Genomic DNA, 14542 nt, shown 5'->3' on the forward strand with positions numbered 1-14542 from the left:
CCTGCAACGGGAGGCACCTGATGAAGCAGGGCCCTCTCCCCTCGGTCGACTCGCCGGACGACATGACCGGCCCAACCGACCTACCCACCTGCGGCCCCCTCCCCACCCGGGTCGGCGTGTCCGGCGCAGCCCCGGACGAGCCGCTCGGTGTGGTCGCCGTCGGCCCGGCCGGTGCCGAGCGGCGTGCGGTGCTCGCCACCCTGCTCGGGCTCGATCCGGTCATGCTCACCGTGCCGGCGGGCAGTTGGTTGGTGGTGCGCGACGCCAAGGCGCCCACCCGGGCGGCGTTCGTGCCCGGTTACCGCCTGCCGCACTCCTACGGCGCGGACCGGGACGCCGCCGGTCCGGCGTTGGCCCGCCCGCCCCGGCGTGTCGAGCTGAGCGTGCCCGAGCCGCTGCTGCGGCACTTCACCCTGATCGACGTTCCGGACACCGCCACCCTCGGCGTGTCCGGCACCCGGGTGCTGCTCGAAGCGGTGGGCCGAGCCGGCGCGCTGCTCTTCGTGATCGCCGCCGACCAGGCCTTCACCGCCGCTGAGTTGAACCTGCTCGCCGAAGTCGCCCCAACCTCGGTGGAGGTCGTCTTCGCGGTCACCCCCGGCGCGGCGGGGTGGGCTCCGCTGACCGACGGCACGGCGACTACGGAGGGCGCGGGGGCGTCCGTCCCGCCGGTCGGGGGTGCGGAGACCGAGGTGGACGCGGTCGCGGTGACGGTGGAGGCACATCGCGCGGCGCTCCTGGCAGCGGTGCCGTCGCTGGCCGGCGCGCGGTGGTTCCCGGTCGACGACGCCGACACCGCCGCCGACCTGCGGCGGGCGCTGGTGGGTTGGGCGTCGCGTGAGGGGTTGCGGCGGGCCAGCGTCGACCCACCGGTCCTGCCGGGCCAACAGGGCCGCGTCGCAGTGGCCGCCGATCCGGGTGACTGGTCCGAGCGGCTCGACCGCCACGCCCGCTCGTGTGCTCAGCGGATCCGCCAGCACCTCGCCCTGGAGTTGGCGAACATCCACCTGCGGGCCGTTCAGGAGATCGTGTTCGGCGTCGGCTGTGCCGGCCTACCGGATCTCCTCGACCGGGAGATGGCGGCGTTGTCGCTGTTGGCCACCGCGCAGTGCGATCAGGCGGTGCGCGGCATCGTGACCGACGTCGCGTCGCAGGTGCTCGGTGCGCCGCCGTCCGAAGGCGTGCGACGTCGGATCGCCGCCGCCGTGCAGTACGGCCTGGCCGATCACCGGCCCGGCCACGAATTGGACAAGGTTCTGCTGATCACCAGCACGGCCGGCGTGGCCGAGTTGACCGGCCTGGAGGCGATCGACGCCGCCGCCAGCTATCCGGCGGCCTCCCGGGACGAGGTGCTCCCGCCGGTCGCGGTGGCCCTCTCCGGCGGCTGCTGGCAGCAGTGGCGTACGCCCGGTAACGACGACCACAGCGCGGCGCGGGCCTGGTCCCAACGGGCGGTACGCGAGGTCGAGTTGGGGTTGTCCAGGGAGATCTCCCGACGGTTCGAGGTGATCCGCCTCTCGCTGGGCGTGGTGCTCTCCGATGCAGTCGATCACGGCATTCTGCTCGCCTGACGGCGCGCCCACCGGGGGGTCCGGGTCCGGGCCGGACCCCGCCTCCGATGGCGTCCGGGGCGGGTCGGGAGGGCCCGGGGTGGGTGATCCGCGCCGGGCCGGCGTTCCGGTTCCTCGGTTCCGGGAAACCGGTGGCACGATGGGGGGCATGGCGGCTCCGCAGGTTGCACCGGTCGAGACGCCGGACACTGACGAGGTGCCGGCGTCCGACCGGCAGTGGGTGACGATCGTGTGGGACGACCCGGTCAATCTGATGACGTACGTGACCTGGGTCTTTCAGAAGCTTTTCGGCTACAGCCGGGAGAGGGCCGAACAGCTGATGATGGACGTGCACCACAAGGGCCGTGCCGTGGTCTCCACCGGTGCCCGCGAACGGATGGAGCACGACGCGTCGCAGCTGCACGCGTACGGGCTGTGGGCGACGGTGGACAGATCATGAGCATGTTCCATCGCCAGGCCGGTCGCTACGTCGCCGTCTTCGCCGTCGACGAGGTGCGAGTGCTGCGCAAGGTCGCCACCGAGGTGGTGGGTCTGCTCACCGATGGCTTCGACCACACCGACCCGGTCGTCGGTCGGCTCTTTCCGGCGGTCTACCCGAAGGACGCTCCGGACACCGCAGAGTTTCGCCGCTACACCGAGGGCGACCTGAAGACCGCGAAGATCGATCAGGCGGGGGCGATCCTGGCCGCGTTGCCGGACGACGCCGGTGGCGAGGTGCGGCTGGACGCCGAGGCCGCCGAGGCCTGGTTGCGGGCGCTGAACGACGCCCGGCTCGCGATGGGCGTCCGCCTGGAGATCAAGGACGGCACCGATCTGGGCGAGGAGTTGGACGACGCGGTCGCGGAGGACCCGGGTTCCAGCCGGGTGTTCCAGCTTTCGGTCTACGCCTATCTCGGGTATCTACAGGAGTCGCTGCTCAACGCCTTGATCGACTAGGGGTGACCGGCACCACTTCGGCCCGTGCCCGGCAGGCGTTAGGCTGGTGCACGTGCTGAGCATCGACCGGTCGATCATCGACGCGATCGTCGCCCACGCGCGCCGGGATCACCCAGACGAGGCGTGCGGCGTGGTCGCCGGTCCCGTCGGCAGCGACACCCCGACCCGGCACATCCCGATGGACAATGCCGCGCGGTCGATGACCTTCTACGAGTTCGACTCGATGGAGCACCTGCGCGTCTGGCGGGAGATGGACGACCGGGACGAAGAGCCCGTCGTCATCTACCACTCGCACACCGCCACCGAGGCGTACCCGTCGCGGACGGATGTCTCCTTCGCCGGTGAGCCGGGGGCGCACTACCTGCTCGTCTCGACCCGTGAGCCCGACTCGGAGGAGATCCGGTCGTTCCGGATCGTCGACGGCGTGGTCACCGAGGAGCCGGTGCGTGTCGTGGAGGCCGGTGTCGACCCGCACGCCGTCCAGTCCTACATGTTCGGGCAGAGCCCGGCGACGGTCGATTACGAGTGTTCCGGCCGCTGACCTGTCAGCGCCGCAGCCCGCTCGTCCCGTCACCGTAGGCACACCCGATCGAGGAGTTTCCACATCATGGCTATTGAGGTTCGCATCCCCACCATCCTGCGCAGCTACACCGGCGGCGCCAAGGTCGTCGACGGCACCGGTGACACGCTGGCCGATCTGCTCACCGACCTGGATTCCCGGCACGGCGGTCTGCGCGGCCGGCTGATCACCGACGCGGGCACGCTGCACCGCTTCGTCAACGTCTACGTGAACGACGAGGACGTCCGCTTCCTCGGCGCGCTCGACGCGAAGCTCTCCGACGGCGACAGCGTCACCATCCTGCCGGCCGTGGCCGGCGGCGCGTTCGGCTTCGCCGCCGCCGCGGCGATCAGCTCGCACAGCGCCGCCGCCCGCGACGCCGTCGCGGCTCGCTGAGGTCGGCCGCCATGGCGCGGTACGACAGCCTGCTCGACGCCTGCGGGGGTACGCCGCTGGTCGGCCTGCCCCGACTCTCCCCGACGGTGCCCGACGGGGCTCCTCCGGTGCGGCTCTGGGCCAAGCTGGAGGACCGCAACCCCACCGGCAGCATCAAGGACCGTGCGGCGCTGTTCATGGTCCGGGCGGCGGAGGAGGCTGGCCGGCTCCGCGCGGGTGACACCATCCTCGAACCGACGAGTGGCAACACCGGCATCTCGTTGGCGATGGTGGCGAAGCTGCGCGGCTACCGGCTGGTCTGCGTGATGCCGGAGAACGTCTCCACCGAGCGGGTGCAGCTGCTCCGGATGTACGGGGCCGAGATCATCTTCTCGCCGGCGGCGGGTGGGTCCAACCAGGCGGTCGCCACGGCGAAGCAGATCGCCGTCGAGCACCCCGACTGGGTGATGCTCTACCAGTACGGCAACGAGGCCAACGCACGGGCGCACTACGAGACGACCGGGCCGGAGCTGCTGCACGACCTGCCCAGCATCACGGACTTCGTGGCCGGGCTGGGCACCACCGGCACCCTGATGGGCACCGGGCGTTACCTGCGGGAAAAGGTCGAGGGCATTCAGATCGTGGCCGCCGAGCCGCGCTACGGCGAGTTGGTCTACGGCCTGCGCAACATCGACGAGGGGTACGTTCCGGAGCTCTACGACGCCTCAGTGCTCTCCCGGCGGTTCTCGGTCGGCACCCGGGACGCGGTGTTGCGTACCCGCCAGCTGGTGGAGGTGGAGGGCATCTTCGCCGGGTTCTCCACCGGTGCGATCCTGCACGCCGCGCTGGCGGTGGCGCACGAGGCGGTGCGCGACGGCCGGCGGGCCGATGTGGCCTTCGTGGTCTGCGACGGCGGGTGGAAGTACCTGTCCACCGGCGCGTACGGCGGCACACTCGCCGATGCCGAGGACGCCCTGGAGGGACAGCTCTGGGCCTGACCGATCTGGTCTGCCGACTACGGGCCGTCGACATTCGTCGACGGCCCGTGCGCTTCCCGACGTACCGCGAGCGGGTGTCACGTTCGTGACAACTTCCGTTGGATGATTCTTGCTGCCGGGTGCGCCAGCGTAGGCTGCGCAGCGTGGCGTACGCGTCGGTAGAGATCATGGCCGGGACCGTCGCCGGTGCGGGTGCTACTGATAGTGACAGCGAGACCACTCGATGCGACTGACCGTTCTGGGAAGCGCCGGCAGTTTCCCTGGCCCCGAGTCGCCCTGCTCGGCCTATCTCATCGAGGCCGATGGCTTCCGGCTCCTGGTCGACTTCGGCTCGGGGTCGCTGTCCAGCCTCCAGCGGTACGCGGGGTTGCACGCCCCGGACGCCATCCTGCTGACCCACCTGCACTGTGACCACATGTTCGACGCCGTGCTCTACGTGGTGGTGCGCCGGTACGCCCCGGACGGCCCCTACCCGGCGCTGCCGGTGTACGCGCCCGCCGGCGCGCCGGACCGGCTCAGCGCCGCGTACGGCGACGACGGTTCGGTGGAGGACGTGTACCAGTTCTACGCGCTCCAGCCGGGCACATTCCCGATCGGCCCGTTCTCCGTCACCGTCGACCGGGTCAACCACCCCGTCGAGACGTACGGTGTGCGGCTGGAGCACGACGGCCGTTCGCTGTGCTACTCGTCGGACACCGCACCCTGCGAGGCGTTGCTGCGGCTGGCCCAGAACGCCGACGTGTTCCTCTGCGAGGCCAGTTACCTCGACGGCATGGACAACCCGCCGGACCTGCACCTGACCGGTCGGGAGGCCGGCGAGGCGGCGACCAAGGCCGCTGTGGGCCGGCTGCTGCTCACCCACCTGGTGCCCGCCTGGGGCAGCGAGGCGCACACGCTGGAGTCGGCCGCTTCCGCGTACACCGGGCCGCTCGAGGTGGTCCGGCCCGGCGCCAGCTACGACGTCTGACGCACCGAGTCCCGGTTTGCGAGGCCGGGCCGCGGTGTTGTGCCGTACTGTTCGCCGGCCGGTCAGCGGGCGGTCGTCTGGCGCACCCGTGGCACCCGCACGGTGTGGGCATGCGGATCGCCATCGTGACCGAGTCGTTCCCACCGGATGTGAACGGCGTCGCGCACTCTGTGGTGCGGACGGCGGAGCACCTGCTCGACCAGGGCCATGAGCCGGTGGTCATCGCGCCCGCCCCGCCGGGCGCCGGCCGGCAGGGCATCGACCGGCTGCCGTACCCGGTGGTGCGCATCCCGAGCGTGCCGCTGCCCCGCTACCAGGGCTTCCGGCTGGGTGTGCCGACCAACGCCCGACTGACCGGGGCGCTGCTGTCGGCCGAGCCGGACGTGGTCCACCTGGCCAGTCCGTTCGTCCTGGGCGCCCGGGCGGCCACGCTGGCCAGCCGGCACGGGCTGCCCACGGTGGCGGTCTACCAGACCGATGTGGCGGCGTACGCCCGGGCGTACCGGGTCAGTTGGGGCGAGGCCGCGGCGTGGCGGCGGATCCGTGAGATCCACAATTCGGCGCAGCGCACCCTCGCCCCCTCCACCCGGGCCGCCGCCGACCTGATCGCGAACGGGGTGCAGCGGATCTGGCTGTGGCGGCGCGGTGTGGACGCCGTTCGCTTCGATCCGGCCAAGCGGTGCGCTGCGCTGCGGGACCGGCTGGCGCCCGGCGGTGAGCTGCTGGTCGGCTACGTCGGTCGGCTCGCCCCGGAGAAGCGGGTGGAGTTGCTGGCGGCGACGTCCCGACTGCCCGGCGTACGGGTGGTGGTGGCCGGCGACGGCCCGACCCGCCGCCAGTTGGCGCGGGAGCTGCCCGGGGTGACCTTCCTGGGCGTGCAGCAGGGCGAGGATCTGGCGCGGCTCTACGCCAGCCTGGACCTGTTCGTGCACACCGGACCGCACGAGACCTTCGGCCAGACCATCCAGGAGGCGCTGGCCTCCGGGGTGCCGGTCGTGGCGCCGGCCAGCGGCGGCCCGGTCGACCTCGTCGACCACGGTGTGACAGGCCTGCTGGTGCCGCCGAGCGACGGCGACGCGCTCGCCGCGGCGGTGGCCGAGCTGACCGGCGACGCCGGCCGGCGGCAGGCCTACGGGCTGGCCGCCCGGGTCGCGGTCAGTCGCCGCAGCTGGGCGGCGGTCGGCGACGAGCTGATCGGGCACTACCACGCGGTACGCGCCGTTGCCGCCACCGTCGGCCTGCCGGCCGCCTCGTGACCGGGCCCGTCGGCGGGCTGCGGATCGTGCGGCTCGCCAACTTCGTCACGGAACGGTCCGGTGGTCTGCGTACCGCGCTGCGGCACCTCGGCGCGGGCTACCGGGCGGCCGGGCACGATCCGGTGCTGGTGATACCCGGTCAGCGGGCCGCCGACGAGACGTACCCGTGGGGGCGGGTGGTCACCCTGCCCGGGCCGCAGCTGCCGGGCAGCGGTGGCTACCGGCTGCTGGCCGGCCGACGCCGGTTGGCCCGGCTCCTCACCGACCTGGCACCGGACCGGTTGGAGGTCTCCGACCGGTCGTCGCTGCGCTGGACGGGCCGGTGGGCGCGGGCGCACGGGGTGCCGTCGGTGATGGTGTCGCACGAGTCGCTGACCGGGCTGCTCGGCCAGTGGGGTGTGCCGGACGCGCTGCGCCGACCGACCGCCGACCGGCTCAACCGGGCGACCAGTCGGGCGTACGACCGGATCGTCTGCACGACCCGATGGGCTGCCGAGGAGTTCGACCGGATCGGCGCCGACAACGTGGACCTGGTGCCGCTCGGGGTGGACCTGGACACCTTCGCGCCGCACCGGGCCGACCCACAGGTACGCGAGCGGTACGCCGACACCGGCGAGTTGCTGTTGGTGCACTGCGCGCGGCTCTCCCCGGAGAAGCGGCCGGAGTTGGCCGTGCAGACCCTCGCCGAGCTGCACCGGAAGGGCGTACCGGCGGTGCTGGTGATGGCCGGCGACGGTCCGCTACGCGGGGCGCTGGCCCGGCGGGCGGCGGGGCTGCCGGTCACCTTCACCGGCTTCCTGCCGGACCGCGCCACGGTGGCCGCGTTGCTGGCCAGCGCGGACGTGGTGCTGGCGCCGGGCCCGGTGGAGACCTTCGGCCTCACCGGCCTGGAGGCGCTGGCCTGCGGCACTCCGGTAGTGGTCAACGCGGCCAGCGCGCTACCCGAGGTGGTCGGCGAGGCCGGGCTGGCGGCGTACGGCACGGGGGTGTCGATGGCGGCGGCGGTGACCCGCCTGGCGGCCCGACCGGAGGCGCAGCGGCGGCGGGCCGCCCGGGTACGGGCCGAGGAGTTCGGCTGGCCGGCGGCGGTCGCCGGGTTCCTCGGTGTGCACGGCGCGGACGTTCCCCGGGGCACCCCGAGCGAGATGGATCGCCGCACCGCATAGGGTGCAGGCATGGCGCGACCTGACGGGCGAGGGCCCTCTCAACTTCGACCGGTGACCCTGACCCGTGGCTGGAGCACCCATCCGGAGGGCTCGGTGCTCGTCGAGTTCGGCGGCACCCGGGTGCTCTGCACGGCGAGCGTCACCGAGGGGGTGCCCCGCTGGCGCAAGGGCTCCGGGCTCGGCTGGGTGACCGCCGAGTACGCGATGCTGCCCCGGGCCACCAACACCCGCTCCGACCGGGAAAGCGTCAAGGGCCGGGTCGGTGGCCGGACCCACGAGATCTCCCGGCTGATCGGCCGCAGCCTGCGGGCCAGCATCGACCTCAAGGCGCTCGGTGAGAACTCGATCGTGCTCGACTGCGACGTGCTCCAGGCCGACGGCGGCACCCGCACGGCCGCGATCACCGGCGCGTACGTCGCGTTGCACGACGCGGTGGGCTGGCTTGCCGCCCGGAAGTCGTTGGCCGGTAAGCCGGAGAAGGTGATGCACCGTTCGGTGGCCGCGGTCAGCGTGGGGATCATCGCCGGGGAGGCCCGGCTCGACCTCTGCTACGAGGAGGACGTCGCCGCCGAGGTGGACATGAACGTGGTGTGCACCGGCGCGGGCGACTTCGTCGAGGTGCAGGGCACCGGCGAGGCGGGCGTGTTCGCCCGCGACCAGCTCGACGCCCTGCTCGACCTGGCCGTCGCGGGTTGCGCGGATCTGGCCGAAGCCCAGCGGAAGGCACTCGCGTGAGCGCGAGGAGTGAGCTTGCGAGCCCCGCAGTCGCGAACAAAGGTGTTTCAGCATGAACAAGGTCCTGCTCGCCACCCGTAACCGCAAGAAGCTCGTCGAGCTGCAGCGGATCCTCGACGGCGCGCTCGGCGCGCACCGGATCGCCCTGCTCGGGCTGGACGACGTCGAGCAGTACGCGGAGCTGCCGGAGACCGGCCTGACCTTCGGCGAGAACGCGCTGATCAAGGCGCGGGAGGGTTGCCGGCAGAGCGGGCTGCCGACGATCGCCGACGACTCCGGGCTCGCCGTCGACGCGCTCAACGGCATGCCGGGGGTGTTCAGCGCCCGCTGGTCCGGCCAGCACGGCGACGACCGGGCCAACCTCCAGCTGGTGCTGGACCAGATCGGCGACGTGCCGGACGAGCAGCGGGCCGCCTCGTTCGTGTGCACCGTGGCGTTGGTGCTGCCGGGCGGCAAGGAGCACCTCGTCGACGGCCGGCAGTCCGGGCGGGTGCTGCGCGCGCCGCGCGGTGACGGCGGGTTCGGCTACGACCCGATCTTCCTGGGTGACGGACAGGACCGGACCAACGCCGAGCTGACCCCGGCGGAGAAGGACGCCATCAGTCACCGGGGCAAGGCGCTGCGCGAGCTGGCCAAACTGATCGCCAAGGTGCTGCCGCCCGCCGCCTGACGGGCGCGAGGTGCTGCCGCCCGCCGCCTGACCCGCGGCGGACGACAGCGACCCGACGGAGATCAGCCCAGCGGGCCGACCTCCCGTTCGATGGCGGTGCGCAACTCCGGCCCGGCGACGACGGCACGGGCCGCCTCCATCACCGGGGCGAGGAACACGTCCGGGCCGGGCTCACCGGCCGCAGCACCGAGCGCGGCGACGGCCGCCCGGCCGGCCGGGGACGGCTCCAGCGGTGCGCGCAGCTGGAGGCCGCGTACGCCGGCCAGCAGCTCCACCGCGAGCAGGCTGGTCAGGTTGTCCAGCACGGTACGCAGCTTCTTGGCCGCCGCCCAGCCCATCGAGACGTGGTCCTCCTGCATTCCGCTGGTGGGCAGCGAGTCCACCGAGGCGGGGGCGGCGAGCCGACGGTTCTCGGCGACGATCCCGGCCGCCGTGTACTGGGCGATCATCAGCCCGGAGTTGACTCCGGCGTCGGGGGAGAGGAACGCCGGCAGCTCCCGCGAGCGGGTGACGTCGAGCAGCCGGTCCACCCGCCGCTCGGCGATCGCGCCCACCTCGGCGGCGGCGATGGCGAGGAAGTCCGCGGCGAAGCCGAGCGGCGCGCCGTGGAAGTTACCTGTCGACTCGACCCGGCCGTCCGGCAGCACCACCGGGTTGTCCACAACGGACACCAGCTCCCGACCCGCGACGGTGCGGACGAAGTCCAGGGTGTCGCGGGCCGCGCCGGCCACCTGCGGCGCGCAGCGCATCGAGTACGCGTCCTGCACGGCGTGCGCCAGGTCGTCGCGGTGCGAGTCCATCACCCGGGAGTCCTGCAACAACCGGTGGATGTTCGCCGCCGACGTCGCCTGACCGGGGTGTGGCCGGATCGCGTGCAGCTCGGGCAGGAACGGCCGCTCCGAGCCGAGCATCGCCTCGATGGCCAGCGCGGCCGTCACGTCGGCCATGGCGAACAGGTGCGCCGCGTCGTGGATGGCCAGCAGCAGCATGCCGAGCATGCCGTCGGTGCCGTTGATCAGCGCCAGCCCCTCTTTGGCGGCCAGCTCGATGGGCTTGAGCCCGGCGGCGGTCAGCGCGTCGGCCGCGTCCTGCCGCTCACCGGCCGGGCCGAGCACCCAGCCCTCGCCGAGCAGCACCAGCGCGCAGTGCGCCAGCGGCGCCAGGTCACCGGAGGCGCCCAGCGAGCCGTGCTCCGGCACCCACGGGGTGATGTCGTGGTTGAGCAGGTCGACCAGGGCCTCCGCGACCAGCGGCCGGACCCCGGACCGGCCCAGGGCGAGGGACCGGACCCGCAGCAGCATCATGGCCCGGACCACCTCGCGCGGCATCGGGGCGCCCACTCCGGCGGCGTGCGAGCGGATCAGCGAGTGTTGCAGCTCGGCCCGCCGCTCCGGGGCGATGAAGGTGTTGGCCAACGCGCCGAACCCGGTGGAGACCCCGTAGACGGGACGGCCCGACGATTCGATGCCGTCCACGATGGCCCGGCTGGTCGCCATCGCGTCGATGGTGGCCGGGGCGAGGACGACCGTGGCGGTGCCGCGGGCCACCGCGAGCACGTCGTCGGCGGTGATCCCGGTGGGCTGGATGGTCACGTTCGTCATTGCGGAACTCCGTTGCGTATTACCTGGCGGATCAGGGGGACACCGGGCCGGTAGGCCAGGTGCAGGTACGACGGCGCGTCGAGGACGACGAGGTCGGCCCGCGCGCCGGGGGTGAGGACACCGATGTCGTCGCGGCGCAGCGCTCGCGCGCCACCGGCGGTGGCGGCCCAGATCGCCTCCGCCGGGGTCATCCGCATCTCGCGGACCGCGAGGGCCACGCAGAACGGCATCGACGAGGTGTACGACGAGCCGGGGTTGCAGTCCGTCGCCAGCGCCACTGTGACACCGGCGTCGAGCAGCCGGCGGGCATCCGGGTAGGGCGAGCGGGTGGAGAACTCCGCGCCGGGCAGCAGGGTCGCCACCGTGCGGGTGCCCGGCCCGTCGCCGCGGGCCGTGTCGGCCAGCGCGGCCACGTCGGCGTCGCTCAGGTGGGTGCAGTGGTCGACGCTGGCCGCGTCCAGCTCCACTCCCAGCTGCACCCCGGGGCCGGGGCCCAGCTGGTTGGCGTGCAGCCGTACGCCCAGCCCGGCGGCCTGACCGCAGGCCAGGATGGCGCGGGCGTGGTCCACGTCGAAGGCACCCTGTTCGCAGAACACGTCGATCCACTTCGCGTACGGGGCGGCAGCGGCCAGCATCGGCCCGCAGACCAACCCCACGTAGTCGTCGGGGCGGTCGGCGTACTCGGCGGGCACCACGTGCGCGCCCAGGAAGGTGGTCTCGGTGCTGGTCTCGGCGGCGATCCGCAGCGAGCGGGCCTCGTCGGCGACGGTCAGGCCGTACCCACTCTTGATCTCCATGGTGGTGGTGCCCTGGCGCAGCGCCTCCCCGCGCAGCCGGCGCACGGTGGCCCGCAGCTCCTCGTCGGTGGCGGCCCGGGTGGCACCGACAGTGGTTCGGATGCCGCCGCCGGTGTAGGGCTCACCGGCCATCCGGGCGGCGAATTCGGCAGCCCGATCCCCGGCGAAGACCAGGTGGGCGTGGCTGTCCACGAAACCGGGCAGCACGGCGGCCCCACCGGCGTCGACGTGATGGTCGGCAGCCGGCGCGTACGCGGACGGCCCGACCCAGACCACCCGGCCCTCCTCGACCAGCACGGCGGCGTTGCGGCGGATGCCGAGCGGTCCCTCGCCGGCGCCGTTGGTGACCAGCTCACCGATGTTGTCGACCAGCAGACTGCCACTCATGCGGGCGTCACCGCCTCGATCGACGCCGACAGTTCGGCCGGCACGTCGACGGTCAGGTGTCGGCCCTCGGCCACCACCACCCGGCCGTCCACCACTACCTGCTCGACGTCCGCCGCCCCGGCTGCGAAGAACGCGCCCACCGGCGGCACCCCGGCGGTGCGGGCGCTGTCCAGGCGTACCGTCACCAGGTCGGCGCGGGCGCCCACCGCGATCCTTCCGGCGTCGGCCCAGCCCAGCGCGGCGTGCCCGGTGACGCTGGCCGCGCTCAGCAGGTCGAGCGGCGCGAAGTGACCGCGCCGGCGGGTACGCAGCCGCTCGTCCAGCTCCACCGCCCGGGCCTCCTCGAACAGGTCGATCACGGCGTGGCTGTCGCTGCCGAGGCTCAGCCGGATGCCCGCGTCGGCCATGAGCCGGGCCGGGCCGATCCCGTCGGCGAGGTCCCGTTCGGTGGTCGGGCAGAGGCACACCCCGGTCCGGCTGTCCGCGAGCAGGCTCAGGTCGGCGCTGGTGGGGTGCGTGGCGTGCACGGCGGTGGTGTTCGGCCCGAGCACGCCGTGTTCGGCGAGCAGGCCGCTGGGCGAGCGCCCGTGCACGGCCCGGCACTCGTCGTTCTCGGCGGGCTGCTCGGAGAGGTGCACGTGCAGCGGCGCCTGCCGCTCCCGGGCCCAGTCGCCGACCGTGCGCATCTGATCGGCCGGGACGGCCCGCACCGAGTGCACGGCAGCGCCGACCCGGGCGTGCGGGTCCGCCGGCTGGAACGCCGCGGCCCGCTCGGCCCAGCGGCCCGCGTCACCGTCGCCGAAGCGGCGCTGCGGCCCGGCGAGAGGCCGACCGTCCACGCTGGAGGTCAGGTAGCAGGTGTCCAGCACTGTGAGTCGGATCCCGGCGTGCGCGGCGGCCTCCACCAGCGCCGCGCCCATCGCGTTCGGGTCGTCGTACCCGCCGCCGTCCGGCCGGTGATGCAGGTAGTGGAACTCGCCCACGCACGTGATGCCGGCGAGCGCCATCTCGGCGTAGACGGCGCGGGCCAGCGCGAGGTAGGTGTCCGGGTCCAGCCGGTCCGCGACGGCGTACATCTGGTCCCTCCAGGTCCAGAAGTCACCCCGCCCGCCGTGGGTACGCCCGCGCAGCGCTCGGTGGAAGGCGTGCGAGTGCACATTGGCCAGGCCCGGCAGGGTCAGACCGGGCAGCGGCAACGCGTCGGCGTACACCTCGACCCCGGCCGGTGGCCTGCTGCCCGGGGTCAGCGGCGTCACCGCCGCGATCCGGCCGTCCTCGACCTCGATGAGCACGTCGGGCGTGGGCTCGGCGTGCTCGGGCAGCCAGGCGTATTCGGCGAGCCAACGGGTCGGTGTCACCGGCATGTCAGCTCCTCCAGCACCCGGGCCAGCGCCCGTACCCCGGCCGCGCAGTCGTCGTCGGTCGCGGCCTCGGCGGGGGAGTGCGAGACACCGGTCGGGTTGCGCACGAAGAGCATCGCGGTGGGCAGGTACGCGGCGAGCACCCCGGCGTCGTGCCCCGCGCCGGTGGGCAGCACCGGCGCGCCGAGCAGGGTGGCCAGTCGGTCGGCCAGCCCGCCGTCGAAGGCGACCACCGGGGTGGCCGACTCCTCGGTGACGGTCACCGCCGTACCGTCGCGGCGGGCCCGCTCGGCGAGCTTGCCGCGTACCGCGTCGACAAGCCCGTTCAGCGTCTCCGGGTCGGCCGCCCGGGCGTCCAGCCAGCCGGTCACCTTCGACGGGATCGCGTTGGTGGCGTTGGGTTCGACGGCGACCCGGCCCACTGTGGCGTGCGCGCCGCGCAGCCGGGCCTCCTTGTTGGCCGCCAGCACCGTGAACGCGTAGGTCAGCATCGGGTCGCGCCGGTCGGCCATCCGGGTGGTACCGGCATGGTTGCCCTCGCCGACCACGTCGAAGCGCCACCGGCCGTGCGGCCAGATCGCGCTGGCCACCGCGACCGGCGAGTCCGTGTCGACGAGCGCGCGGCCCTGTTCGACGTGCAACTCCACGAAGGCGCCGAACCGGCCCAGCAACTCCGGGCGGGCGCCCGCCGGCCGGTCGCCCAGCGCCTCGGCGAAGCTCACCCCGGCGGCGTCGCGCAGGCCGGCCGCGCGGTCGGCCGACAGCGCCCCGGTGAGCAGCCGCGACCCCAGACACGGTACGCCGAAGCGCGCACCCTCCTCCTCGACGAAGGCACCCAGCACCAGCGGCCGGCCGGGGGTGACGCCCGCGGCGCGCAGCTCGTCCACGGCGAGGAACGCGCTAACGATGCCGAGCGGCCCGTCGTACGCCCCGCCGTGCGGCACCGAGTCGAAGTGGCTGCCGGTGAGCACCGCGTCGGACGCCTCCGGGTCACCCCAGTGGGCGAAGAGGTTGCCGTTGCCGTCCTCGGTGACCGGCAGGGCACGGCGCTCGGCCTGCGCCCGGAACCAGGTGCGCAGCTCCCGCTCCGGCTCGGTCAACGCGTACCGCAGGTAGCCGCCGCTGTCGGCGTCCCGCCCGACCGGCGCGATCTCGTCCCACAG

General features: G+C 73.4%; 15 protein-coding genes. 11 read left to right on the top strand and 4 right to left on the bottom strand.

What is annotated here, in order from left to right:
- The first annotated feature begins 20 nt into the window (after positions 1–20).
- The 11 genes from ACQRWP_RS00300 to rdgB all read left to right on the top strand — a co-directional run bounded on the left by ACQRWP_RS00300 (position 21) and on the right by rdgB (position 9233).
- Entirely contained in the window at positions 21–1571 is a 1551-nt protein-coding gene (locus ACQRWP_RS00300; RefSeq protein ID WP_430500230.1) for a hypothetical protein, read from the top strand.
- Positions 1572–1719: 148 nt separating this feature from the next.
- Positions 1720–2010 carry an ATP-dependent Clp protease adapter ClpS gene (clpS, locus tag ACQRWP_RS00305; RefSeq protein WP_430500231.1) on the top strand — a complete coding sequence of 97 codons (291 nt, stop codon included), beginning with the start codon at positions 1720–1722 and terminating at the stop codon, positions 2008–2010.
- Positions 2007–2507 (top strand): DUF2017 domain-containing protein, encoded by a 501-nt coding sequence (locus ACQRWP_RS00310; RefSeq protein ID WP_430500232.1) that lies wholly within the window; start codon positions 2007–2009, stop codon positions 2505–2507. Before clpS ends, ACQRWP_RS00310 begins: the two co-directional genes overlap by 4 nt.
- Before the next feature lie 52 nt (positions 2508–2559).
- The gene (locus tag ACQRWP_RS00315) at positions 2560–3048 is read left to right on the top strand and encodes a Mov34/MPN/PAD-1 family protein (RefSeq protein WP_030487200.1); all 489 of its coding nucleotides are present in this window, start codon (positions 2560–2562) and stop codon (positions 3046–3048) included.
- A 66-nt stretch (positions 3049–3114) separates the two neighbouring features.
- Positions 3115–3462, top strand: a complete 348-nt coding sequence (locus ACQRWP_RS00320; protein WP_430500233.1) for a MoaD/ThiS family protein — start codon at positions 3115–3117, stop codon at positions 3460–3462.
- An 11-nt stretch (positions 3463–3473) separates the two neighbouring features.
- The gene (locus tag ACQRWP_RS00325; RefSeq protein WP_238683413.1) at positions 3474–4439 is read left to right on the top strand and encodes a PLP-dependent cysteine synthase family protein; all 966 of its coding nucleotides are present in this window, start codon (positions 3474–3476) and stop codon (positions 4437–4439) included.
- 223 nt (positions 4440–4662) lie between these two features.
- A complete protein-coding gene (locus ACQRWP_RS00330; RefSeq protein ID WP_430500234.1) occupies positions 4663–5406 on the top strand; it encodes an MBL fold metallo-hydrolase in 744 nt (247 codons plus the stop codon).
- A 110-nt stretch (positions 5407–5516) separates the two neighbouring features.
- Positions 5517–6662: a glycosyltransferase family 4 protein gene (locus tag ACQRWP_RS00335; RefSeq protein ID WP_430500236.1), complete on the top strand. Its 1146-nt coding sequence runs from the start codon at positions 5517–5519 to the stop codon at positions 6660–6662.
- The gene (locus ACQRWP_RS00340; protein ID WP_430500237.1) at positions 6659–7828 is read left to right on the top strand and encodes a glycosyltransferase; all 1170 of its coding nucleotides are present in this window, start codon (positions 6659–6661) and stop codon (positions 7826–7828) included. Before ACQRWP_RS00335 ends, ACQRWP_RS00340 begins: the two co-directional genes overlap by 4 nt.
- Positions 7829–7837: 9 nt before the next feature.
- A complete protein-coding gene (gene rph, locus ACQRWP_RS00345) occupies positions 7838–8563 on the top strand; it encodes a ribonuclease PH (protein WP_238678305.1) in 726 nt (241 codons plus the stop codon).
- A gap of 52 nt (positions 8564–8615) precedes the next feature.
- Complete coding sequence (gene rdgB, locus ACQRWP_RS00350) at positions 8616–9233, top strand: RdgB/HAM1 family non-canonical purine NTP pyrophosphatase (protein ID WP_357270395.1); 618 nt, start codon at positions 8616–8618, stop codon at positions 9231–9233.
- A gap of 62 nt (positions 9234–9295) precedes the next feature.
- Here rdgB and hutH read toward each other — a convergent pair whose 3' ends face one another.
- Genes hutH through ACQRWP_RS00370 form a run of 4 tightly spaced genes read right to left on the bottom strand, consistent with a single transcriptional unit; the run spans position 9296 to position 14542 of the window.
- Complete coding sequence (gene hutH, locus ACQRWP_RS00355; RefSeq protein WP_430500239.1) at positions 9296–10834, bottom strand: histidine ammonia-lyase; 1539 nt, start codon at positions 10832–10834, stop codon at positions 9296–9298.
- Positions 10831–12018, bottom strand: coding sequence for an imidazolonepropionase (hutI, locus tag ACQRWP_RS00360; protein ID WP_430500241.1), 1188 nt, complete (start codon positions 12016–12018; stop codon positions 10831–10833). The genes hutH and hutI overlap by 4 nt, the downstream gene beginning before the upstream one ends.
- Positions 12015–13382 (bottom strand): formimidoylglutamate deiminase, encoded by a 1368-nt coding sequence (locus ACQRWP_RS00365; protein WP_430500242.1) that lies wholly within the window; start codon positions 13380–13382, stop codon positions 12015–12017. Before ACQRWP_RS00365 ends, hutI begins: the two co-directional genes overlap by 4 nt.
- Positions 13373–14542, bottom strand: coding sequence for an allantoate amidohydrolase (locus ACQRWP_RS00370; protein ID WP_430503374.1), 1170 nt, complete (start codon positions 14540–14542; stop codon positions 13373–13375). The genes ACQRWP_RS00365 and ACQRWP_RS00370 overlap by 10 nt, the downstream gene beginning before the upstream one ends.

Origin of the sequence: Micromonospora trifolii (assembly GCF_050516465.1) — a bacterium.
Classification (GTDB): Bacteria; Actinomycetota; Actinomycetes; order Mycobacteriales; family Micromonosporaceae; genus Micromonospora; species Micromonospora trifolii.